This window comes from Paenibacillus sp. NPDC093718 (assembly GCF_050279985.1).
GTDB lineage: Bacteria > Bacillota > Bacilli > Paenibacillales > Paenibacillaceae > Paenibacillus_AQ.
Map to the genome: position 1 here is coordinate 585,995 of NZ_JBNNUS010000002.1, position 24,212 is coordinate 610,206.

The following is a 24,212-nucleotide window of genomic DNA, read 5'->3' on the forward strand; positions in this document are numbered from 1 at the left end:
GGTATCCCCCATTATCGGCCATGCTGAGCCAAATGCTCAAGTACGTGGCGGTAGTTATTTTTCACCATCTCGTATTCCCGAACAATCGTCGCTTGATGACGGATAGTGCCCATTTGGGAATGCACCCGATACATCGTAAGCATATCCGGTATGAATCCGAAAGAAGCCCCCCCCATTAACAGCCGAATCCAAAGATCGAAATCATGAGTGTAAGGAAGCTGTGGATTAAATAGACCTACCCGGTGAAGCCAGTCTTTCTTCATAATGACCGTGCAGCCATTAATCGGATTGGAATACGTGAGCTGACGGGCCAAATCTGCATGAGACGCCATGGGAATCCCTTCGTACGGCGTTGTCACCCGGTTGTGCTCATCAATGACGCAAAAACCGGTATACGTGACATCGAGTCCGCTGCTCAGCATATACGACATCTGCCGCTCAATCTTTTGGGGGACAAAACGATCATCCGAACTGAGCCAGGCAATATAGTCACCGGAAGCGTGCAGAATGCCATGATTCAAGGCGCTGGCCGTTCCGCCGTTACTCTTGCCCATATAGTAGACTCTATTCATGTAGGGTGCGATCAGATGTGAATATTGCGTTGACCCATCATCTACAACAATGATTTCTACGGCAGGGTACGTTTGTTGTACCGCACTTTCCAATGCTTGCTGTATATACTGGCAGTTATAGAAAGGTATGACTATCGTAACCGTCGGCATCATCCCCTGTCTCCTCCTTCTGCCTAACTGGATATATGATCTCAATACATATCATGGGTTAGTACACCATATGCAGTGCACTCGCATTCCGAAAGGGACCCCTGTCCCCTGACATTTGACCAAATAACAGGCAGACGGCTTATATAGGATGAACGATAGGTACAGCTTCTTGTACATCGTGCGACCTCCCCCCTGCACACACGGTGCATGGTCCAGCATACTGAGAGGGCTGTCTACCACATAAAATAAGCTGTCCTCCCGCTTGTCAGCTAGGAGAACAGCTTGCGAAACCATGCGATATTTAATTAGAATAACAAGCGGAGCCCCACCAAAGTCAGGATCCCGACAATAACGGTGGCAAACAGGCTTTTTGTGAGAAAAGCGGTCAGGAAAGCGGGCACGGCTGCAATCAATTCTAGTAAATGCCCCCCTGGATCTAAACGTCCATCCGATAACAGCAGCTCTTGGGCTAGCAGCGCTCCCATGACGGCAATCGGGACATGATCTAACCACCGGATCATCGTTTCGGGAATGCGGAGCTTGCTCAGAATCATAAGCGGCAGAACCCTTGGAATGAGGGTTACGATAGCACAACCGATAATCAACATAGCGATATGCCATCTTATTTCCATCGTTCGATCACCATCCCTGCAGTAGCCGCAACCATAATCGCGACTATGACCGCCGCGCTTCCCGGCATAATTGTACTGACAGCTACCACTGAAACGGCGGCAATCATAACCACCATGAAATCAAGTTTATACTTCTTCCGGCTGATCCATTGCAGAGCAAGCAATCCGATAAACATCCCCGGCAATGCAAAATCAAGGCCAAACTTCTCCGGCTCGGGAATCCACTCCCCGACTAAACCGCCTGCTACATTGGCTGCGCACCAGAACAAATACGCCGTAATATTCAGGCCGACCATCCATTGATAGCCGAGTTTTTTCTGCTCGGTGGCCTTGGCTGCCGCTACACCAAACGTCTCGTCGGTTAACAAAGAACCGATGAAGAAGCTTTTTCCCGAAGAAAGACCTTTAAAGTAAGGAGCAAGCGCAGCGCTTAACAGCAGATGCCTGGCATTCACGAAAAATATCGTAACTATGATCGATAGGATCGGACTAGCAGCCGCTATCATCCCTGCCGCAATAAATTGCCCGGAGCCCGCATAGAGCAGCAGCGAAATGAGCGCGATTTCGAGCAGGGTGAAACCTGCGGTCCGCTCGACAACTCCTGCCGCAAAACCGATGCTTAGGTAGCCCAGGAGGGTTGGAATACAATCTTTGAAGCCTTGAAGGTAGGTGTTTCCCTGGTTCCCCTCCATACTAGCGGGGAGCCGTTCTGTCTTGATGCTCATCTGTCTTCGATTCCTCTCTCACTCTACAATTCTATTTTTAATTACTATGAATTCTTCCTGCTCCCTTGTCAACGCTGTTACACCATTTTCCCATCAAAAAAAGCGCCCCAGGAATGCTGCTCATTCGCCAGGTACGCTTTTTCATTCGGTTTATTTAGCTGCTTAAGGCTTTAAGATGACTTTGATACAGCCATCCTTCCGCTCATTGAAGATATCGTAGCCATGGGCAGCTTTCTCCATCGGAAGCCGGTGTGTGATGATATCCGAAGGGTCCACAGTCCCTTCTTTCAACATTTGATAAAGGTGCGGCATGTAATGAATAACGGGGGCAAGCCCCATTTTTAACGTAATATTGCGTTCGAACAGCTCTCCAAGCGGAAATGCATTATACACCAGCCCGTATATGCCGGTTAGCTGGATGGTCCCGTATTTGCGAACCATGTTAACGGCCATGCGGAAAGCTCCTAAAGAACCGCCCTGAACCCTCAGTACGCTGCCCAGCATTTCCAATCCGGTCCGCTTGGCATCGAGGCCTACACAATCGATAACAACATCTGCGCCGCCTTTTGTGAGTTCTCTGATGTAATCTTCAATCGGTTTGATCTTCTCAAAATTGTAAGTTTCCACGTGATTGGTCCTTTTCGCATGCGCCAGCCTGTAATCCACATGATCGATTGCAATCACCCGTTTCGCGCCTTTCAGCCAGGCAAACTTTTGCGTTAGCAGCCCAATGGGACCGCACCCCAGGACAACCACGACATCGCCAGGTTTAACCCCTCCGTTCTCCACGCTCCAGATGGCTGTGGGCAGCGCATCGGAGAGCATGAGCAGCTTCTCATCTTCCATCTCGGCGTCCTCAGGTACAACAAAGGGCATGGAATTTCCGTAAGGAACCCGCAAAAGCTCTGCTTGCGCACCTTGAAAACCGCCGTACGCGTCACTATATCCTAAAAAACCGCCGGTATTCTTGGCCTCATTCGCATAGTCGCATTGGCTCTCCATGTGGTTCTGACAAAACAGGCATTTTCCGCAAGATACAATAAAAGGAATAATCACACGGTCACCCACCTTGACCCTGCTTACTTCAGGACCTGCATCCACCACGATTCCCATCGGCTCATGGCCGATAATGTAATCATCGTTCAGCTGTTTTAATCCACCGTTGTATAAATGCAAATCCGATCCGCAGATGGCCGTGGTGGTGACTCGGATCAGGACATCGTCGCTGTGCCGAAGAACGGCGTCCTTCATATCCTTTACTTGAATCCGATGTCTGCCTTGATAAGTGACTGCTTTCACGCTCGAAACCCCTTTTAGAGTCGATATCCATTTTTGTAAGGATTTGACTTTTTAGGTTCAGTGTGCGCCATTTCAATCAGAACTACTCCGGCATAGCAAAAATAAAGCGAAGTTCACCCCAGCGCTTCGGGTTGAAGGTCTACAGGCTGCTTTTTCGATCTCCCGACTTTCAAGAATAATACCAGCCCTAACAGCACGAGTGCCCCCCCAGCCGCCTGCAGAGAGTTCATCGACTCATTCAGCAAGAGAAAAGCCAGTAAACTCGCTCCAACCGGCTCTCCAAGAACGCTCATCGATACGGTGGAGGCTGTGGCATACTTCATCAGCCAATTGAACAGCAGATGGCCGAATACCGTTGGCACGATAGCCAATAAGGCGAATATCCCCCACTCTCGTCCGGAATACCCCGTCATCGGAATGTTCATTCCCACGTTATACACCGCCAAGACGGACGCAGCAACTGCAAAAACAAGCCAGCTGTATAAGAATGAAGGCAGACGCCGCAGCAGCAATTGACCCAGCAGCATATGGACGGCGACCGCAGCCGTCCCCAGCAGAGACATGATATCACCAGTCAAATGCCCCTTGCTCCCACTGAGCCCGCTGCTCCCAATGAGGAGGAATACGCCGAGGAAAGCGATCGCCATGCCGCCGATTGCCGCCAGCGATGTTTTCTCCTTAAACCAGAAGTAAGCACCTATCATCACAAACACCGGCTGAAGGGCAAGGATAATCGTGGAGCTGGCTACGCTCGTCCACTTCAAGGAGCCCATCCATAACAAAAAGTGCAGGGCCAGCATCGAACCGGATAGAAGAAGCAGCAGCAGTTCAGAACGCTTCAACGATTTGATTGCCGGCGCATATTTGCCCGCGAAGGGCAGCATGATCAGGAACGTAATCACCAGTCTGTACATCGCTTGAATGGATACGGGACTGCTGGACCATTTTACGAATATCGAGGAAAAAGAAATAGCTATGATGCCGATAAACAGAGGAATAAATACAGGAATCGGTGCTCGGTTCGAATTCATGATGGTTAAATGATTCACCTTTCGTGTTATATTAGAGAATGATTTCAAAATTAAACTTTCGGAAAAGGATAATTGGCATGAAAAAGAAAGACCTTCGCAACCAAATGACCCCTCCCAAATTTCTGGCAATCGGCTTTGCTTCGATTACACTGATTGGGACATTCCTGCTCAAGCTTCCCATTGCTACGGCTGACGGGACTTCTACCCCGATTGTGGATGCTCTCTTCACAGCGGTTTCCGCCATCAGTGTAACAGGTTTAACCGTTGTGGATACAGGGACTCATTGGTCCATATTTGGACAAATTGTCATGCTCATGCTTGTTCAGCTTGGCGGATTGGGCTTTATGACCTCAGCCACCTGGATTGCATTGATGTTCAACCGCAGAATCTCGCTTCGGGAGCGCATGATTCTTCAGGAAGCCATGGGACAATACCAAATACAAGGGATTGTAGACCTCATTCGAAGAGTGCTTGTCTATACGCTGATCATAGAAGGGGCAGGCGCATTACTGCTGACGCTCAGGTTCTCCGCTATCATGCCGCTTTCGGATGCGGCTTACTTCGGCATATTCCAGAGTATTTCCATATTCAATAATGCAGGCTTTGACCTCTTTGGCCAAATTCACGGACCCTTCTCAGGATTTGCAACCTATGTAGCGGATCCTTTTGTCAATATCGTCGTGATGTTCTTGATCTTCCTCGGAGGAATCGGCTTTATCGTCATTTTTGATCTTATTGAATACCCGAAATGCAAGAAACTGTCTCTTCACTCCAAGATTGTATTAACCGTAACGTCACTGTTAATCGTAATTGGCGCTGTCATGATCTTTATTCTGGAGCATGGCAATCCCAAAACATTAGGGCCGCTCTCGTACCCAGTAAAAATCATGGCTTCCCTATTCCAATCGATCACTCCCCGTTCCGGTGGCGTGAGCACCTTGGATATCGCGAGTCTGGAGCAATCCTCCCAGTTCTTCATGATTATCCTGATGTTCATCGGGGCAGCTCCCGGATCAACGGGAGGCGGAATTAAGGTGACTACTTTCGCCGTACTCATCGGTGCCGTCGTTACGATGATCCAGGGAAAACGGGATGTTGTTCTCTATCGTAATCGAATCTCCCAAGCCCTGGTTTACCGTTCCATTACACTAACGATTCTATCGTTGCTGCTATTGGTGGGAGCTTCCATGTTTCTGTCCGTTACGGAATCTGGCGAATTCTTAAGAATTCTGTTCGAAGCCGTATCCGCGTTCGGTACTGCCGGGTTATCCATGGGACTTACAACCGAGCTGTCCGGGGTTGGCAAGGTGACCATTTCCCTGCTCATGTTCCTTGGCCGGTTAGGACCGCTAACCCTTGCTTATGCGCTCAGTCGCAAGAATAATAAAGAACTGTACCGCCATCCGGAAGGCCGAATTACGATTGGTTAAGTTGTAGTCGGAACATATCTTGCGATTTTCGAATGTGTTCAGCTTGCCTGAAAGCATATACAATCTTAAACAAACCGTACACTTCCCTTCCATGGGAGGCGTACGGTTTGTTTTCATTGGAATACATTTCTACAATCGTTTATTATTCGCTGAACTCGCTGGCATCGATGGCTGCATCCAGCAAGTCATCAAACAATTCGTTGTCGGCTTCAATCCGCTCGTCAATCTGAAGAAACTGCTCCTCGATTCCCGGCTCGCCAGCGAAGTTCAAGCTGTAGTCCCAGTCCCGGCCATTCTTGCTCAGGAAAGTGATCTCGTAGGCTGATGCATGTCCATCTATAGAAAATACGGTATATCCTACGAACTGATCGCTATCATCCCGCTTCATATCCGCACGCTCGATTCGGACTTCTGACACGTTTTCACGCTCCTTCATTACGTTGTAAAGCACTCACAAGACTCAGTATATCACTTTTCCCGGCAGCTGATTATTGTTTTTCTTATACGCCTTGATCTAGTATAATATGGGTTGGTAAATTAAATTGCATTGGAGGGTACCAAATGTCCGATTTCAATACATACTTGGACAAATATGCCGAGTTGGCTGTAAAGGTTGGAGTTAACATACAAGAAGGACAAACCTTAGTGGTTCATGCTCCTGTTGATTCCGCCGAATTTACTCGCTTGATTGCCAAAAAGGCATACGAAGCGGGTGCCCGCCTGGTTAAGATCCTGTGGACCGACGAAACGATAACAAGACTTCAATTCGAAAAAGCTGCGGATGACGTCTTTACCGAAGCGCCGAAGTGGTATGCCGGCGAAATGACAGAATTGGTGGAGAACGGAGCAGCCATTCTGCACGTGCTTGCCGAAAATCCTGATCTGCTGAGCGGCATTGATTCCGAGCGTATCGGAAACTTCTACAAGGCGCGCGGAGAAGCATTGAAGACCTATCGCGCTTATCAGCAGTCCGACAAGTTTAGCTGGTGTCTGATTGCTGTGCCTTCAGCAGCTTGGGCAGCCAAGGTGTTCCCGGATGTGCCGGAATCCGAACAAGTCGGCAAATTGTGGGATGCCATCTTCCACACCGTGCGTGTGGATCAGGATAACCCGGTTGAAGCCTGGAACAAGCACCTCGAAGTGCTTGAAGCAAAATCCACCGTGTTGAACGCTAAAAAATACAAGAAACTCCACTATATCGCACCTGGAACCGATCTTACCATCGAGCTGCCGGAAGGGCATATTTGGGCGCAAGGCGATAGCATCAACGAACGCGGATATTCCTTTGTGGCTAACATGCCAACAGAAGAGGTATTTACCGCTCCGCTCAAAACAGGCGTCAACGGAACCGTACACAGTACGAAGCCTTTGAGTTATGCCGGAAACATCGTGAACAATTTCTCCCTTACTTTTGAAGAAGGTAAAGTGGTCAGCTTCACGGCAGAGCAAGGTTATGAAACCCTTGAGCGTCTCCTGAACATGGATGAAGGTGCCCGTTATCTTGGAGAAGTGGCGCTGGTGTCGCATCAATCCCCGATCTCGGAGTCCAACATCCTGTATTACAATACGTTGTTTGATGAGAATGCCTCCAACCACCTTGCACTCGGCAGCGCTTATGCTTTCTGCTTGGAAGGCGGAAAAGATATGAATCAGGAGCAATTGATTCAAAGCGGTCTCAATACGAGCGTAACCCATGTTGATTTCATGATCGGCTCCGGCGACATGGATATATACGGAGTGACGGCGGATGGCAAGGAAGAACCGGTATTCTTGAAAGGAAACTGGGCATTTTAAGAAACGAGACAGCATAAAGCAGCTATTTCTTATGAAGTAGCTGCTTTCTTGAACTTTTCGGGCCTTTAATTGACCTGAGGTTGATTTACAAACGGAAAAATTGTGCGATAATCAAGAAAGCGCATCAAATTACTTATTGATAGCATAAAGGAAATGGAGGGTCTCTCATGTCCAGCTTTGAACAAAAAATGGAACGCTACGCGGAGCTTGCAGTCAAGGTGGGTGCCAATGTGCAGCCGGGACAAACGCTGGTCGTTAATGCGATGATCGATGCTGCACCGTTGGTACGTCTTATCGTGAAGAAAGCTTATGAAACGGGTGCCAAGCAAGTAAAGGTGAACTATAGTGATGAGGTTGTGAACCGGATACGGTACGATCTGGCACCAGACGAAGCTTTTCTGGAGCCGCCGACATATTATGCGGAGGAAGTAACCGAACTTGCCGAGCAAGGGGCTGCTTTCTTGACCATTCTCTCCTCGAACCCTGACCTGCTTAAAGGCGTTGATCCGGAGCGTATTTCCAATTACCAGCGTACATATGGCGCCGCCATGGCGAAATACCGGCAATATCAGCAAGCCGATAAAATGAGCTGGACCGGCATTGCCTATCCTTCCCCTGATTGGGCTGCCAAGGTGTTCCCTGACATTCCGGCCGAGCAGCAGGTGGATAAAATGTGGGATGCGATATTCCACGCGGTCCGCGCGGATCTCGAAGATCCCATTGGTGCATGGGAAGAGCATATCACGACCCTCCAGCACAAATCGGATGAGCTCAATGCCAAGAAGTATCATAAGCTTCGCTTCACTTCACCAGGGACGGATCTTACGATCGAGCTTCCGGAGGGACATATTTGGGCCCAAGCGGGCAGCCACAACGAGAAAGGCGAGCGTTTCGTTGCCAACATTCCGACGGAGGAAGTGTTCACCGCTCCGCTCAAAACCGGCGTGAACGGCACCGTACGCAGCACGAAGCCTTTGAGCTACGGCGGCAACATCATCGACAATTTCTCGATCACGTTCGAGAATGGCCGCATCGTCGATTTCTCCGCGGAACAAGGCGAAGATACCTTAACCCGCCTGATCTCCATGGATGAAGGCTCGCATTATCTTGGCGAGGTTGCTCTTGTGCCTTATCGCTCCCCGATCTCGGAAAGCGGCATCTTGTATTACAACACACTGTTTGACGAAAATGCCTCCTGTCACCTGGCCATCGGCAGCGCGTATGCCTTTAACCTTGAGGGCGGCAAGACCATGACGTCCGAACAGCTTCAAGCAAGCGGTCTGAACACCAGCATTACCCACGTTGACTTCATGATGGGCTCCAAAGAGCTTAATATTACCGGAATCACTCATGATGGCAAGGAGGAGCCTGTATTCATCGACGGCAATTGGGCCTAAACCGCTACAATTTCAGTATTTGCTGGATAAGCTCATCCGCAATGAGATCGGTAATCTGCAACAGAGCAGTCTTTTAATCAGAGGCTGCTCTGTTTTTTTCATAATGGACCTTCTAGCCCCTTCCCTTCCCTTCCCTTCCCTTCACGATGCAACTTCAACCCTATTTCGATTAATACCGATAGATTGCCGAGCATATGATGAAGAGATGGACGCATATCTAAGTTTGCCATATTAACTCATAAGCTAATGCGTCTCAAACACATGACTTCATAAGGATCAACCCGTTTCCCGGAAACAGTCTTCAGAGTCGGCTGTTATTAGAATTAATAGGGCTTTTTCACCCGATATGTTGTAAAATGATGAGAGAAATAGGATGGTTACACCAGAGAGGGGATTATCGCGTGTCCAACCGATTACAGCTCCTCCTTGCAGCAGATTTCGCTGATCTGAGCGAACCTATTCAGGAAGAAATTTATTATGAATTTTATGACCTCGTTTATGGACAGATACTATATGTCGTACGGGATCATGCTGCTGTTGAGGATATCATTCAGGAGTCCTTTATAAAAGTGATTACAAGTAAGCCGAATTTTGAAACCGAAAGCAAGATGCGGGGATGGCTGCGTGTCGTTGCCAAAAACTCAACGATGAATTATTTAAGAAAAAATAAAAAATACCGTAACCAAGTGGATGTCGAGAGTGTTTTTATTAATGAAGAGGACGTGGTAGTTTCTTCCACGAACGTCGAACATCAGGTGGAGTCGAATATGCTGGAGGAATCCATCGAGCATTATCTCGACCAATTGAAGCCTGAATACAAGCTATTGATTGAGTACCGTTGGAAGCATAGTCTGACGTACAAGGAAATCGCGGAGCTGCTGAATACTCGCGAAGAGATCGTGAAGCAGCGCTTGTTCCGCGCCAGAGAATCCGTAAAAAAAATGCTGTATAGAGAGTGGGGTGAATTGGATGAACAACGAAAAATACGATGATTGGTTTGATGAGGCCTTTGACGAAGCCTTTGATCGTGCAGCATCACGTTCCTCACTCCCTACTGACATTGAATCCAAACGACAATCCTGGCAGCAGGTTCAGCAGCAAATCAAACAGGTACACAAAAAGAAACAGCGTCGACGCACTTTTCAGTTAGCCGGAGTCATTGCCGCATCGATGGCTTGTGGTGCTTTGATATTCTCTCCATCCTCTGTAACTCAAGCGGTAACACCGGTTTATCAGGAGATCAAGGATTGGGGAAACGGTGTGGTTACCCAGATATTCGGCATGCAAGAGCCTGTCGATAAGAGCAAAGCATTAACTGCCCCCCCACCGGAACAAGGAATGGAGCCAGAAGAACAAGTACCTTCAGCTGAATTAGTGGACACTGAATATGTTCCTTTCACAGATACCAATGAATCTCTGACAGAATCGCAAAAACGCGCACCATTTAAAATACCAAAAATCAATTATCTTCCGGAAGATTACAAATTCTATGAGGCTACAGCATTAATAACGGATGAAAATCCAGTTTTTGACGAGCTTCATCTTCATTATAAAAATTCAGATGATAAGTTTTTCCATATAGATCTTATCGGGATGACACTTGGTAAAATGATCAATCTCGATGGGGATATCAAGAAGACGATTGTTCTTGAATCCGGAGCGGAAGCCTATTTAACCGAGAATAACATTCGCTTCTTATACGATAATGATCAAGTGGTTGTATCCATTAGCGGCTTCTTCACAGATGAAGAATTCATAAAAATTGCAAACAGCATACAATAATTTTTTGATGATCATTCATGCAACATAAAAAGGTTGAAGACAGGCTCAAGGGCTGGTCTTCGACCTTTTTGCTCTAATGGGAACCTAGTTCAAGTCGTGATCGCTAGCACAAACAAGCTTCCCTATCGTGAATCGGCACGGAGCGTCTTTCGACGCAAAAAAAGGAAATGCCCCGCAAGATCTACGATCTTTTGGGGCACCCCTTCATAAATCCGTGTTCGTATTATAGTTCTACCAATATCGAGTTCGTATGATAAGTTCCTTCTTCATATGTACCGCTCTTATTAACCCAGTGAATCGTCTTAGCCCGATAATAATAACCCGCCTGCACATTGAAAGTTTTGCTTCCGCTCAGAGAGCTTCTATTCGTCCCGTTATCGTATGCGGCTCCCGCATCAACCCAAGCGGAGCCTGTCCAACGTTGAATAACGTAATTGATTCCCAGAGAATCTACAGTTTGAGAAGCACTGGTAGTGCCGCTTACGCCTACTTGAGTACCGCTTACTTTCCCTATCGATGAAAAATAATTCAGCAAGTATTTATTGGCTAACATGTTGAGAGAAGAATTCAGATTCATTTCCACTGGAGGCGGAGTTGTTAACGCACCGGGTGCAATGTCTGCAGATGCATCCGCGTATGCCCCTCCCGCCAGAGATAAACTTAATAGAACACTGACTGCTAGCGCTGAAGCTATACGTTTAGGACTGCGTACTTTTGACATCATATCACCTTTCTTTCAATTTATTAGGAACATCCATATTTTAACACATGACATCGACACAAAAGTATCTAATTTTTCACAGTTTGATATAATTATTGAAACTTCTTTGTAAATAAAAAGAAGTAGCGACATGTTATACCGCTACTTCTTTTAATATCCAGTTTATGCACCTGCTTCTTCCTGAATCAGCTGCTGCTGCTGCCTGATCAGACGAATGCGCGAGATCCGTTTATTCTCGGTCTCCTCAATCACAAAGCGATAATCCTCATACATGACAGATTGACCTTTATGTGGGAGCAGCACCTCAAGACGCGAGGACAGCCATCCACCGATCGTATCATAGTCTTCTGTATCCACGTTCAGACCAAATTGGTCATTAATTTCATCGATCAGCATCAATCCATCAATGGAGTATTCATCCTCCCCCACCTTTTCAATGCCCGGACGCTCTTCATCAAACTCATCTTGAATTTCACCGACGATTTCTTCCATGATGTCCTCCAGGGTTACGAGTCCTGAAGTCCCGCCGTATTCATCAATAAGAATGGCAATTTGCGTCTTGCTCCGCTGCATTCTTCGCAGCAGATCACTGATCTTGATCGACTCAGGAACAGCAATGATCGGGCGAATCAAGGAAAGCTGGTCGCGAACGAATCCGCGCATCAGATCTTTAATGTGAATAAAGCCAATGATATGATCCTTGTCTTCGTCACAGATCGGATAGCGGGTTCGCATTCCCTCGCTTGCGATCTTCAGATTTTCTTCCAATGAAAGATTGTTGTATAAGCAGATCATTTCTGTTCTGGGGATCATGATCTCCCTTGCCGTCGTATCGGCAAATTCAAAAATGTTGTCTACCAATACCATATCCGTGCTATCCATCAGGCCGCTCTCACTGCTCTCTTTCATCATATCCCGCAGTTCTTCCTCGGTATGAACATTCCGTTCAACCACCGGTTGCATCCGGAACAGGCGGAGAACATTATTGGAGAGCCCATTTGCAAACCAGATAAACGGGAACATGATGGTGTAAAATACCCGCAGTGGACCTGCTGATAGCAGCGTAATTTGTTCCGCCTTACGAACAGCCACCGTCTTGGGCGCCAACGCCCCAAATACAATGTGCATGAGTGCAATCAGGATAAAGGCTAATACCAAGGATACGGCATGAACGGCTGTATTGCTCCAGCCTATGCCATTAAACCAAGGCGTAATCATAGCGGATATTGTTCTTTCGCCGATCCATCCGAGTCCAATGGACACGATGGTAATACCAAACTGGCATGCGGATATATATCCGTCCAGGTTCTTCAGTATGTTCTGCGCAAATTTTGCACGTCTATGTCCTTCTTCGACCAGAGCGTCAATGCGGCTGCTTTTCACTTTAACAAAAGCTAATTCAGCCGATACAAAAAATCCATTTAACAGGACGAGAATCAATACCAAGGTTAAACTTATCAAACTCGGTAAGGGGTCACTCAATCGATCTCCTACCCGCCATACAGCATGCTATGACGAATAGGAACACCTCCTTCGGTTATTAAAAATGTGTGGTGCCATCAAGCATAACAGCGTGTTCGGACTGCGCATCAACTTCCCAATGGTCTCATCTCCTTGTCTTATTCCGACTTAATCAAGCTATATAAGTAATTATATAGTACTACGATACACAGTCAAACGTTGTCTTATGACATTAATCAGCGTTGTTATAGGCTTTAATTTGATTCTCAGCCGTTAGCACTCGTTTTTCGATGAATTGATATATTCTATGAATAAACATTCAAAATGTTAATAGATTACTATGAATCCGCACGCGTTGGATGGAAAAAATCGCATAAACATTCAATATTTCCAAGTAAAGCATGAAGAAAAAACCCTCGTTTACTCCTGAGTAAACGAAGGTTTTTTATGCAATCGGATCGATTATCTAGCCGTTGGAGGTGGATTGCCGATAACACCCGGATATTGATAATGAAGCGGCTCGTCGAACACGACATAATCCAGGTTTACCATCAGCAGGATGATACGGCGGCCTGTTGACCGTTCGCTGATAATGATATGATCGCGTCCAGCAGCTTCGACCACACCTGTGAACACCTTGGCATTCCATTGCGAATTGTTTTCATATGTCATGTAGAAGGTTCCCTGTTTGCCCAGATTCAATCGAAGAATATTCTCAACGTAAGATTGCTCGAATTGCGGGGCCGGAACAACGGCGCCTCCTGGAGTCATTGGGCTTCCGCTTGGCACCTGCGGTGGAACGTTCGCCGTATAACCAGCCGTCCCGCGGCTCGGCACTCCCGGATAACGGACTCCATTCATGAAGTTCACAGGTGGCACACCTTGATTGTACATAAGTAATTTCCTCCTTTAATTTATAACTCCCGCATAAGCGGTTGTATAACGTGAATCAATAGACGGCCGGGCAATCGGCATATGTCGGGGTGAAGAAGCAGTGTGCTTTGAAACGACCTGTATTCTGCTGATTGTACCAGGTAGCCGGGCAATCCCCTGCCGGGCGGAAAAACCAAAGCGCATTGCTAGCCGGCCATATGCGTTCCCCATTAATCAATCTTCGGGCAAGCTGTCGGTCCCGATCCCTAGCCCGTTGATAAAAATAGCCCTTTTGTGTTGCTTCAAACCCTCCCGGGCTCTGAAACACCATATCATTCATGCTGCGGATGTTTCGAAAATCCAAGCAGTTGGACAGTATCCGGTTCACGCCGACATTGCCGACCATGAGCATGCCCTGCTCGCCTTCACCTTCTGCCTCTGCGCGGATCAATCTTGCCAGAAGATCCACATCATTCGAATTCGCTTTGATGACTGCCACAGAGTTCCCCTCGCTTCCTTAAGATCACTTTGTATGTGTATGTGCATTCGCCCATAAATGTGACTATATGAGGAGAAAAAAAAGTTCCTTACCGCAACTCACCACGGTAAGGAACTTTAGCTCCCTGCTTCTATTCATGTCATCACAGCATGATTGGAATAAACATATCTGAACGTATACTCTCCTGAGCCCGCTTGAATCACAACACCTGCTTCACCATCACGTGCAGATTGAATCCCGTTCGCTTGGTCTAGAGGTATCGCCTCTCCTTCTGTAACGCTTGATGCATTAAGAACACCTGGCAGCCGGATTTCCGCTGTTGTATTTGGCGGGATGGTTACCTCTAATTGAAACTCTCCACCACGTTCCATTCTCCAGCTTGATCGGACGGTTCCGTACAGCGTATCGATGATACCTTCTGCCCATGTCAATCCTTCGCCCGGCACGGGCGCAATCACGATATGTTTATAACCCGGCGCTTCCTCTACAGTTTGTATGCCGGCAACCGTACGATACAGCCACTCGCCAATGGCTCCATAAGCATAATGATTAAATGAATTCATATCGCGGCTCCAGAAGCTGCCGTCCTCCTTAATACCGTCCCAATGCTCCCATATCGTGGTAGCGCCTTTCGTAACCGGGTATAGCCATGAAGGATAATCCCGCTGCAGCAGCAGCTTATAGGCCGCGTCATGCATGCCGTGCTGACTTAATACATGGTTAATATAGGGTGTTCCCACAAAGCCTGTCGTTAGATGAAATCTACTCTCCTCCAGCAGCGAATAGAGACGTTTCGCTGCTCGTTTTTCCGCATCTTCATCCAGCAGCCCAAACATGAGCACAAGCACATGCGCGGTCTGAGTCGAAGCCGCTAGCCTACCGGATGGGGTCACGAATTCGTTGCGGAATGCAGCGACAACCTTTTCTTTAAGCTCCGTATACAGGGCAGCATCTTTTTCTTGTCCCAATACGATCGCCGTTTTCGTAAGCAGTTCTACCGAATAACAATAAAATGCTGACGCTATGATATCCCGCTCTGTAGCACCCACATAATCTCCGGATTTCGCATCAAGTCCCAGCCAGTCACCAAAATGAAAGCCGGTATTCCACAAATACTCATTCTCCCCCTGAGCCTGAATGTAGGAGACCCAGCTCTTCATGCTCTCATATTGACGCTCCAATATCCGTCGGTCGCCATAACTGACATATACCGTCCACGGACATATGACCGCTGCATCTCCCCATGCGGCCGAAGCATAGGCCTCATCACCAAGCACATGGGGGACAACGAAAGGCACTGCCCCGTCGCCACGCTGCTCTGCAGCCAGATCGGATAACCATTTGGTGAAGAAAGGAGCCACGTTGGCAAGATAGGCCGCAGTCCCAATAAACATCTGCGCATCTCCCGTCCAGCCAAGCCGCTCGTCACGCTGGGGACAATCCGTCGGCACATCCAGGAAATTCCCCTTGAGCCCCCATCGAATATTGCTCTGCAATTGATTAACCATGGGATCTGAGCATTGAAAAGTTCCGGTTTCTTCAAAATCCGAATGGAGCACAACTGCTTCGAAAGCCCCACGGTTCAGCTGCTCCTCCGTGAAACCGTCTAAGCGGACATACCGGAAGCCTTGGAACGTAAACCGAGGCTCATAGGTTTCTTGTTCTCCACCTTTTAACGTATACTGAATGGTTTGTTTAGCGGTTCGGAGATTCTCTGTATAAAAGTTACCCTCGGAATCCAGTATCTCCGCATGCTGCAGCGTCACGATAGCGCCCTTCGCGCCGGACACGCTAAACCGGACCCAGCCCACCAAGTTCTGTCCGAAATCGATGACGGTTTCACCTTTGGGTGTAATCAGACATTCAACGGGCTGCACCTTTTGGATGGCTCTTACGGGCTCGTTAATCTGAGGCTTCAGCATGTCAAACCCGTGATCGATCGTTTCGACACCATGCCAATCATTTGAGTTAAAATCTCCTGAGCTGAAGCCTTCCAGCTCCAACCGGGCATCGTAGGTTTCACCATGATAGAGTTCCGACATCATGATCGGGCCTTTGGCCGACTGCCAGCTTGAATCGGTTGCAATGACTTCTTCGCTCCCGTCCGCATACGTAATATGCAGCTCCAGCAAAAGGGCTAATCGATCCCCATAGATCGCACTCCGTTCCTCCCATCCCAATTGACCCCTGTACCATCCATTACCGAGCCAAGCGCCGATTGCGTTTAGGCCAGCGTTCAGCATGTCCGTCACGTCATAACTTTGCGTCTGAATCGCATGTTCGTAACTCGTCCAACCAGGTGTGAAATAACAATCTCCCACCCGCTGCCCGTTCAGTTCCAGTTCATAAAGGCCTAAGGCGGAGGCGTATATTCTTGCCTTTGCAATGGGCGACTTTAAGCTGAAGCTTTTGCGAAGCAGCGGTAGCTGTGCAGAGTCGGCAGGCAGCAAAGACTTAGGTGCCGAAATCCATTCCCCTATCCATTTCTCTCCCTGCAGCTTACCCGTCTCCCAATAGGCTGCATCCGACCATTCCGATACCTCCCCGGCTTGATTCCAGACGCGGACTCGATAAGTATAGCGCTTACAAGACGATACACTCCATTCGTTTAATTCCACATGAACCGATTGCGAAGAAGCCACTTTCCCTGAAGTCCAAAAGGGCACCTCAAAGTTATCATCATGCGAAACCTCAATCTCATAGGCCGTTTGCCTGACTGCCCTTTCGTCCGAGGCCAACTTCCAACTTAACCGCGGGTGCTTCTCGCCGATTCCTATCGGATTATGCTGATACTCACATCGTACATCCGTTACGCTGAACATAGGCCATTCCTCCGTTCACCTTCGTTAAGAGTTATCCCAACAATCTAGTTTTATAGGCCGGAACCCGGGATGTTCGCTTCCCTAACCATGCCCATTTCAACTATTATTATAAGTGAACCTGAACGCGGAATTATGGGGATATCGGACAATAATATGAGGCACAACGGACATTCTTCCACCTATTATCGATAAGGAGAATGATGATGAAACGACCCATGGAAACCTATTATGGAGATACCTTTTTCCAGGAAGACACCTTGATGTATGTGAATCGAAACGCGGAGAATTTTACAGGCTCATACCATAACCATGATTTTCTGGAGATTGCTTATATTGCGGAGGGTGAAGGTTTTCATCACCTGGAGAACTCGGTACAGCGCGTTCGCAAAGGTCAAATGTTCTATATCCCACTCGGAATATCTCATGTATTCCGGCCCACTTCTGCAAACGGTAAACCACTCATCGTGAACAATTGCATATTCTCTGTACAGCTGCTGCCCAAACTGATTGCTTTTACAACAGGTTCGGATACGGCAGCCTTTTTGAAACGCATGGAAGATGGATCTCTTGGGTACCACGCGATTATGGACCGACATGATCGCTTCGAGAGGCTCTTTGGCTCCCTCTATGAACAAAACGCCATGCCCGGCAGCGGTTCTGCCGTTTATCTGCACACGCTGCTGCTACAGCTGATCATTGAATTCAGCCGTGTCATTGAACATCCCCATACGATGCCTTCGGTGCCGCAGCACCATTCCTTTCAGGATGTCCTTCAATATGTTGAAGGGCAGTATATGCATGAGCTCACTTTGACGCAACTCGCACAAATCAGCGGATTCAGCGAACGCCATTTGCAGCGGCTGTTCCGCCGGTATACAGGCCAGAGCTGGCATCATTATCTGCAGACCGTACGGATTCGAATGAGCCGCGAGCTGCTGCGCACCACCCCGGACAAAATCAGTACGATTGCCGAGAAGGTCGGTTATAAGGACATGCATTCTTTCCACTCGGTGTTTAAGCGAAATACAGGGCTCACGCCTGGTCAATACCGGAGCGATGTTCAGCATCATTCATAAACGACAAGGACTCCCCAGCACATAACGAAAGCATGATGATCCTGAATACTCGATCATCATGCTTTTTGAATATACTCCATCATTTCCATTTCTTATTTGAAGTATCTGGCGTGCTCTTCTGCCCACTCGGCAAATGTTCTTGCAGGATATCCTGTTATCTGTTCAACCGTTTGATTGACGGTGTATGCTTCGATAGGTGGATTCTTGTACCAGTTGATGACGTAATCGATGACGCCCTCATCCACCCCAAGTTCGGCCATTCGTCTACGCTCCTGCTCTTCGGTTAACTGAATAAACTTTACATCTTTACCGATAAAGTGACTAAGAATCTGCACCTTGTCAGGAACCGTTAGCGCCTCGGGACCGGTTAGGGGATAAATTTTGCCCGCATGGACGTTCTCCGACAGGACCGCTGCAGCCACCCGTCCGATATCCCGCTCATGGATCGAGGCATTCAACGAATCACCAAACATATCGCGTACAACACCCTCCGTTCGGATCGATTCTCTCCAGTTCATAGCATTGGACATGTAATCTACCGGCTGCAGCTGTGTCCATTCCAGATTACTCGATTCCAGTGCTTCTTCCACCGTCCCTTTCTTTCCGTCCCACAATACGCTGACGCGCCTTACTCCGGCAGCCTCTGCGATTCGAATAATCTCCTCCCCTGTCGTAAGCGGGACGTAGCCTGCTCCTGTCGTGATTAAATGGAGGCCGGTCACACCCCGAAGTGCTGGAATCAGCGTGTCGGGGTTACTCAGATCACCGGCAACCACTTCTACGCCAGCAGGTAATGTGGCTGATGCCGGATATCGGCTGAGCGCCCTGACGCGATGTCCAGTCTTAAGCAGTTCATTTACAACGTGACGCCCGACTTTTCCTGTCGCACCTGTAACTAATATTGTCATTGTTCATTCCTCCTTTTTATCAATTACAAACCTACAGCGGTGTACTTCCTGCTTCCTTTGTAGTTCTATTAAAACGTAATTCCATGCCAGTTACGTCCAGCGCTGGTCTAAACCAGGCATACAAAAAAGGCCTTATCCGAAGATAAGACCTGTCACTACGACCATAGTCTGATGGTTACGAGTCGAACCAGCGGTTCCTTATCGCGTACAGCGCCGCCTGGGTACGATCCTGCACCTCCATTTTTCCCAGAATATGCGTGATATGCGTCTTTACCGTTTTCTCGGTAATATGTAGCTCTGCGGCGATTTCTTTGTTACTCCTGCCAAGCGTAATCTGTTCAAGTACATGCTGCTCGCGAATAGTCAGAATGTCGATGCCTTTGACAGCCTCGGTATCTGTCGCCACATGGGCGATTAATTGATTCGTTACCTGAGGATGAAGCATGCGGTTTCCATTTACAGCTGCGATGATGGTTTCGACCAGCACTTTGGGCTCGATATCCTTCAGTTGATATCCAATAGCTCCGGCTTTAATCGCCGGCAGAACCGAATCCCGGTCGGCAAAACTGGTGAGAATAATGACTTTCGTATGAGGAAACTTGCTTGTGATTCGCTTCGTGGCCTCGACTCCGTCCATCTCCGGCATCTTCAGATCCATCAGGACCACATCAGGCTGCAGCTTCTCTACTTTATCCAGAGCCTCTAGCCCGTTCAGAGCTTGATCTACGATTTCGATCATGGGCTGTGTCTGCAGAAAATAACGCAACCCCCTTAATACGACAAGATGATCATCAACGATGAGGACTTTTATCTTCATAAGTTCAAACCTCTTTCTTGGATAAAAACGGAGCCATTACGGTCACCATCGTCCCTGTGCCTTCCTCGCTGCTAATGCTTAAGGTTCCTTGTATTTCTGAAGCCCTCTCCCTCATGCTGGTAAGCCCAAGCGAATGGGGACACTGTTCGGGCGATCCGGGGTTGAAACCACGCCCTTGGTCCGATATTTTCATATATAGATAGGATCCGTCCTGTTCCATTCGGATCCAGGCTCGATTCGTTCCCGCGTGTTTGCTGATATTGTTTAATGCCTCCTGCCCAATTCGATACAAGGCCTCTTCCACCCGGTTCGTCAAAACAGGAATTTCCTTCATGATAAACGTCAGCTGTATGCCAAGTTTCTCGGCATAGTCCTTTAGCGAAGCCAATATCCCTTTGGCATCTCCGGAAGGTCGCAGCTGCCAAATTAACGTGCGCATTTCGATGAGTGTTTCTTGGGCTAGCAGTCCGATATCGTGAATCGCCTCCGCCGTATGCGGATTCTCATGTAAGGTCGTCTCACGCACGCCTTGAGCAAGCAGTGAAAGAGAGAACAGCTTTTGATTGACGGAATCATGAAGATCCCGTGCCAAACGGTTCCTCTCCTCAACCAACAATAAATCCTGCCACTCGTAATATAAACATATCTTTTCAATGGCCAGTGAAATATGCTCCGCCAGCACCTCTAAGATTTCAACCTCCAGCTCACTGAAGGGCCCGCTCTCACGGCCAATGAGGAGTACCCCCATCGTCTCATAGGTTTGAAAAATACGCTCAAGATGCTTTAATGGTATCGCCGCCGTATACGTATGGGGCTGAACGCCGGGAAGCATCCGGACCAGACCTTCTTGCACCACCACATTCTGTTCCTCGTATGCACGTAGTACGATTCCTGACTTTCGAGCGGACTTGTTGGTACCCTTTCGTACCAGCTCCTTGCAGCTATGCGTTACCCCATTCTGACGAACCGTTCGAAGATACAAGTTGTCATCGTCAGACGTAATCATGGCAACACACGGCCAGTCAAATGTATGAGCAAGCTGCTCCACGATCGCCACAAGCATTCTCTTCATATCGTTAATTTTCCATAGATATCTGGTTACTTTGCTTGCTTTGGCATAATAATCGACGATGAAGCGGGCTACGCTGTCCACCGCCTGTTTCTCCCTTTGCTCGAACAGTTTCGTCCGCTCGACCGCCGTTCCAATCTGATAGGCAACGGATTGTAACAATGCAAGTTCTCCCTCGCTAAAATGCTCTTTCCCCGGCGAGCCCACATTCAGTAGCCCCAGCCGTTTACCTTGAACCGTCAGGGGAATCGTAGCATGATGGGTCAGATTGCGAGTTTCTCCCCAGCACTCTTTCTTGGCATTATGCAGACGTTCACATTCAATAATCGTAACCGGTTCATCTAAATTTCCTGCCCAATACAAGCGAAGGCATAGGCAGTCTCCGCATCGCATCGGTTTTTTGTTTTCCCGTGATAAAGCAGGAGGAAGGTTGACATCGGCTATTTGATCATAGTGTGGTTGGTCTCCGATCAGAAAAATCCATCCTGTTTCAAGATGGGTTAAATCCAGCAATTTTTCGAGTGTCGTCTGCAGCATTTGCTTCATATCGTTGCTCTGGTTCAAATTTTCCGCTATTGTCTTCAGAATGAGCAATTCTTCAACGTATTGGTCTTTATCACATAACATCAAGCTCACTCCATCCCCTACCGATAAGTGAAATATCCATTGGATAGCATGTTACACGCACGGAACATTTTACCCAAGCTCTTTCTCCAGAAGCACTTCATCCTCCCGCTTATAACCTGATTTCTCATAAACTCCGATGGCTTGGTGATTATCATGACCTGTAAGCACCTTTACGGTCTTCACCCCGCGCGCAATCAATTGATCCTCCAGAAAAACGAGCAGCATTCCTGCCAGCCCCTGCCTTCTCGCCCGCTCCTGAATGTACATTTCCGTAATCTCACCGACGAGTTCACGGTAACAGAACGATGTAAAGGACTGTGCACAGGCAAATCCTACAGGCTCATCGCCTAAATAAGCTATGGCCACAATTTCACCCGATTGTTTCAATCGATGTTCAGCTTCCTCCAGCGGCACTAACACTTCATTAAACTCCCAGTTTAACTGGATCAGGACGGATGCGTCCGAATGAGAGGCCAAACGGATGTGTCTCTCTTTTTTCATGAAACTTCCCCCATTCGCAGAGTAGGTGCAGGTGGTCCTTTTACTCGCCAGTATACCATCTTTATCCAGCCTGAGCTTCCTTATCCTATCATAAAAAAAAGATCCTGCCGCGTAAACAGCAAGGACCTTGTCAACTCAAACGATATTAAACTGTAGTAACCGAGAACATCAGGCCGCAATAAACGAACACAACAGCGCCTAGTCCGCATAACAACGCGCCTGCCGCGGCCCGGTTTCTGCGGAATATGTTCACGACGTTCCACAGAAGCGCTAGCCCGAGACAGAGGCTAAGGATTCCTATCCAACTCCACGTGAAAGCCAGTTCACCGATCGTAAACCCGGGATGGAACCAAACAAAAGATGCAGCAGGGCCATATAAGGCCAAAGTATCAATGACCTCATGCGGAGCAGGCTGCTGGTTCATGTATCCGGTGACGATATAAATCAACCAGATCAGAACTCCCTCACTTCGTGCCCATGCCACCGGATGATAACCCGAATCCCGGCGCAGCTTGCGCTTTACGAGATGACCGTTTACAAACGCAAATACCAACAGCGGCAGAATGAGAATATGCTTAACCAGCAGAGCCTGACCATAAGACAGCGTCCAGCTGTTTATGGGCTCCGGCGTCACGGCCGTCATCAAGAATAGTCCCGATCCGATAACAATGATGACACAGATGATCGCTGTTGGATGGAACCATCTAAGAAACGCACTCCAGCGGCTCTGATCCGTACTGAACCATCCTGTTATCAGCAACGTTCCCGTCCATATCGCCATCGCTGTGAAATGGCCGAAGAATGCAAGCTGTCCTGTGCTTTCGAACAGGGATGCAGCGTGATTAAACGAGGACATAGCTACAGCAATGCCCAACAAGGCAACGGGCATAAGCCAGCGAACTACGGAACCCGGCTTCCGGCGGACGATCATGGTCAGAATTGCCAACAGGATCGAGAGAACCAGAATCCAGGCATAACGCTCCCCCTCACTGAACTTGAACATGATGCTGTTAAAGGACTTCCAGAACCCGATATCATCCTTGAAGAACATCATGATCTGCAGCAGCGGCACAAATCCAAATACGATGATGGCCCCTGCCGCCACCGGGCCAAGCCAGGCCGGAACCGAAATGTCCGGCTTATATGCTTTCGGTACCAGGGACAGTACCGTGATGCCTGCCAGAATGGCGTAGGCTACATATAGAAACGGCTCACTTAACCAATAGTAAGACATTTATTTTTTCTTCCGTGAGGCTCGAATTCCAAAGTATCCTGCGACAAATGCTACAATCACGATGACGACGATCCACACGATTGAACCGCTGCCTGCCGATTGTTCGGGAGCCGAAGTGTTGTCTGCCTGCTGATCCTGGCCAGCCGTCTGATCCGTGTTGTCCGCAGCGGAGTTGTCTGCTGCCGTATTATCCGCAAGTGTTGCTTCATCCTGTGTATTTGCTGTATCCGCAGGCGTTTCCTCGGTACCGGCTGGTGTCTCCGGGGTGGCTTCCGCTTCCGGGGCATCTACCTCGAAGGCGTATGTCCCATCCACGGGATGTCCATCGCCGCCCACGATTTTCCACTCGACCGTGTAGGAGCCCGATGGAAGCGGTGCAGCCAGCGTCCCCAGCATGGTATTCTGTGTGACCTTAACCTCTGCTACTTCAACCGATTCTCCTTGCGCATTTTTAATCTTGAGTGTGCTCAAGTTTTCATCGATATTTTCATTAAATGACAGGCTTACTTCCTGCACGCTTTCCTTCAGCTTGGAATCCGCCGCTGGCGTACTGGTTTCCAGCTTGGAATGGGCCCAGGTTGCAGTCGGGAATACCAGTATTAGCAGCAGACCCAAGGTCAGCAAAACTGAAGTTTTCACATGTTTCAACACGCATATCTCCTCCAAACCATTTATCTCAAATTTGAATCTTCCTCATCATAACAAAGACATTCTGACAATGCTAATGAGTATATTGTGAACAATGAACTCCACATATTTTACACAAAAAAGGAGGTGCCGCATAATACGCGA

23 protein-coding genes are annotated in these 24,212 nt (G+C 48.2%); 6 read left to right on the forward strand and 17 right to left on the reverse strand.

The features are described from left to right. Positions 1-11 precede the first annotated feature (11 nt). From ACQKPA_RS08420 to ACQKPA_RS08440, 5 genes are all read right to left on the reverse strand, one after another. Positions 12-725, reverse strand: coding sequence for a glycosyltransferase (locus ACQKPA_RS08420; RefSeq protein WP_427491204.1), 714 nt, complete (start codon positions 723-725; stop codon positions 12-14). 302 nt (positions 726-1,027) lie between these two features. Continuing rightward, entirely contained in the window at positions 1,028-1,354 is a 327-nt protein-coding gene (locus ACQKPA_RS08425) for an AzlD domain-containing protein (RefSeq protein WP_427491206.1), read from the reverse strand. Next, positions 1,345-2,079, reverse strand: coding sequence for an AzlC family ABC transporter permease (locus ACQKPA_RS08430; RefSeq protein WP_427491208.1), 735 nt, complete (start codon positions 2,077-2,079; stop codon positions 1,345-1,347). Before ACQKPA_RS08430 ends, ACQKPA_RS08425 begins: the two co-directional genes overlap by 10 nt. A gap of 162 nt (positions 2,080-2,241) precedes the next feature. Further along, on the reverse strand, positions 2,242-3,378 hold the full coding sequence (locus ACQKPA_RS08435; protein WP_427491210.1) for an alcohol dehydrogenase catalytic domain-containing protein: 1,137 nt from the start codon (positions 3,376-3,378) through the stop codon (positions 2,242-2,244). Positions 3,379-3,491: 113 nt separating this feature from the next. Beyond that, positions 3,492-4,409 (reverse strand): DMT family transporter, encoded by a 918-nt coding sequence (locus ACQKPA_RS08440; protein ID WP_427491212.1) that lies wholly within the window; start codon positions 4,407-4,409, stop codon positions 3,492-3,494. Positions 4,410-4,486: 77 nt separating this feature from the next. Between ACQKPA_RS08440 and ACQKPA_RS08445 the strand changes: the two genes are divergently transcribed. Further along, positions 4,487-5,839, forward strand: coding sequence for a TrkH family potassium uptake protein (locus ACQKPA_RS08445; protein WP_427491214.1), 1,353 nt, complete (start codon positions 4,487-4,489; stop codon positions 5,837-5,839). 142 nt (positions 5,840-5,981) lie between these two features. Here the strand turns inward: ACQKPA_RS08445 and ACQKPA_RS08450 are convergent, their stop codons facing one another. Then, complete coding sequence (locus tag ACQKPA_RS08450; RefSeq protein WP_427491216.1) at positions 5,982-6,257, reverse strand: hypothetical protein; 276 nt, start codon at positions 6,255-6,257, stop codon at positions 5,982-5,984. 143 nt (positions 6,258-6,400) lie between these two features. Between ACQKPA_RS08450 and ACQKPA_RS08455 the strand changes: the two genes are divergently transcribed. The 4 genes from ACQKPA_RS08455 (at position 6,401) to ACQKPA_RS08470 (ending at position 10,812) form a co-directional block, all read left to right on the forward strand. Continuing rightward, the gene (locus ACQKPA_RS08455) at positions 6,401-7,633 is read left to right on the forward strand and encodes an aminopeptidase (protein WP_427491218.1); all 1,233 of its coding nucleotides are present in this window, start codon (positions 6,401-6,403) and stop codon (positions 7,631-7,633) included. A gap of 167 nt (positions 7,634-7,800) precedes the next feature. Beyond that, complete coding sequence (locus ACQKPA_RS08460) at positions 7,801-9,030, forward strand: aminopeptidase (protein ID WP_427491220.1); 1,230 nt, start codon at positions 7,801-7,803, stop codon at positions 9,028-9,030. 401 nt (positions 9,031-9,431) lie between these two features. After that, positions 9,432-10,022 carry an RNA polymerase sigma factor gene (locus ACQKPA_RS08465; protein ID WP_427491222.1) on the forward strand — a complete coding sequence of 197 codons (591 nt, stop codon included), beginning with the start codon at positions 9,432-9,434 and terminating at the stop codon, positions 10,020-10,022. Beyond that, positions 10,000-10,812 carry a DUF4367 domain-containing protein gene (locus ACQKPA_RS08470; RefSeq protein WP_427491224.1) on the forward strand — a complete coding sequence of 271 codons (813 nt, stop codon included), beginning with the start codon at positions 10,000-10,002 and terminating at the stop codon, positions 10,810-10,812. Before ACQKPA_RS08465 ends, ACQKPA_RS08470 begins: the two co-directional genes overlap by 23 nt. A gap of 223 nt (positions 10,813-11,035) precedes the next feature. Here ACQKPA_RS08470 and ACQKPA_RS08475 read toward each other — a convergent pair whose 3' ends face one another. From ACQKPA_RS08475 to ACQKPA_RS08495, 5 genes are all read right to left on the reverse strand, one after another. Then, on the reverse strand, positions 11,036-11,536 hold the full coding sequence (locus ACQKPA_RS08475; protein ID WP_427491226.1) for a hypothetical protein: 501 nt from the start codon (positions 11,534-11,536) through the stop codon (positions 11,036-11,038). 159 nt (positions 11,537-11,695) lie between these two features. Next, complete coding sequence (locus ACQKPA_RS08480) at positions 11,696-13,015, reverse strand: hemolysin family protein (protein WP_427491227.1); 1,320 nt, start codon at positions 13,013-13,015, stop codon at positions 11,696-11,698. A 441-nt stretch (positions 13,016-13,456) separates the two neighbouring features. Continuing rightward, positions 13,457-13,855 carry a spore coat protein GerQ gene (gene gerQ / locus ACQKPA_RS08485; RefSeq protein ID WP_427491716.1) on the reverse strand — a complete coding sequence of 133 codons (399 nt, stop codon included), beginning with the start codon at positions 13,853-13,855 and terminating at the stop codon, positions 13,457-13,459. An 88-nt stretch (positions 13,856-13,943) separates the two neighbouring features. After that, entirely contained in the window at positions 13,944-14,366 is a 423-nt protein-coding gene (locus ACQKPA_RS08490; protein WP_216531154.1) for a cell wall hydrolase, read from the reverse strand. Between the two features lie 134 nt (positions 14,367-14,500). After that, entirely contained in the window at positions 14,501-17,188 is a 2,688-nt protein-coding gene (locus ACQKPA_RS08495) for a family 78 glycoside hydrolase catalytic domain (RefSeq protein ID WP_427491229.1), read from the reverse strand. A gap of 197 nt (positions 17,189-17,385) precedes the next feature. Here ACQKPA_RS08495 and ACQKPA_RS08500 point away from each other — a divergent pair, with 197 nt between their 5' ends. Beyond that, the gene (locus ACQKPA_RS08500; RefSeq protein ID WP_427491231.1) at positions 17,386-18,264 is read left to right on the forward strand and encodes a helix-turn-helix domain-containing protein; all 879 of its coding nucleotides are present in this window, start codon (positions 17,386-17,388) and stop codon (positions 18,262-18,264) included. 92 nt (positions 18,265-18,356) lie between these two features. Here ACQKPA_RS08500 and ACQKPA_RS08505 read toward each other — a convergent pair whose 3' ends face one another. From ACQKPA_RS08505 to ACQKPA_RS08530, 6 genes are all read right to left on the reverse strand, one after another. Further along, positions 18,357-19,172 carry an NAD(P)H-binding protein gene (locus tag ACQKPA_RS08505; protein WP_427491232.1) on the reverse strand — a complete coding sequence of 272 codons (816 nt, stop codon included), beginning with the start codon at positions 19,170-19,172 and terminating at the stop codon, positions 18,357-18,359. Positions 19,173-19,347: 175 nt separating this feature from the next. Beyond that, entirely contained in the window at positions 19,348-19,989 is a 642-nt protein-coding gene (locus ACQKPA_RS08510; RefSeq protein ID WP_427491234.1) for a response regulator, read from the reverse strand. A 4-nt stretch (positions 19,990-19,993) separates the two neighbouring features. Next, the gene (locus tag ACQKPA_RS08515; protein WP_427491236.1) at positions 19,994-21,685 is read right to left on the reverse strand and encodes a GAF domain-containing sensor histidine kinase; all 1,692 of its coding nucleotides are present in this window, start codon (positions 21,683-21,685) and stop codon (positions 19,994-19,996) included. Positions 21,686-21,754: 69 nt separating this feature from the next. Beyond that, positions 21,755-22,186 carry an N-acetyltransferase family protein gene (locus tag ACQKPA_RS08520; protein WP_427491238.1) on the reverse strand — a complete coding sequence of 144 codons (432 nt, stop codon included), beginning with the start codon at positions 22,184-22,186 and terminating at the stop codon, positions 21,755-21,757. Between the two features lie 145 nt (positions 22,187-22,331). After that, on the reverse strand, positions 22,332-23,420 hold the full coding sequence (locus ACQKPA_RS08525) for a copper resistance D family protein (RefSeq protein WP_427491239.1): 1,089 nt from the start codon (positions 23,418-23,420) through the stop codon (positions 22,332-22,334). Next, positions 23,421-24,071: a copper resistance CopC family protein gene (locus ACQKPA_RS08530; protein ID WP_427491240.1), complete on the reverse strand. Its 651-nt coding sequence runs from the start codon at positions 24,069-24,071 to the stop codon at positions 23,421-23,423. It abuts the gene before it with no gap. Positions 24,072-24,212: the final 141 nt, after the last annotated feature.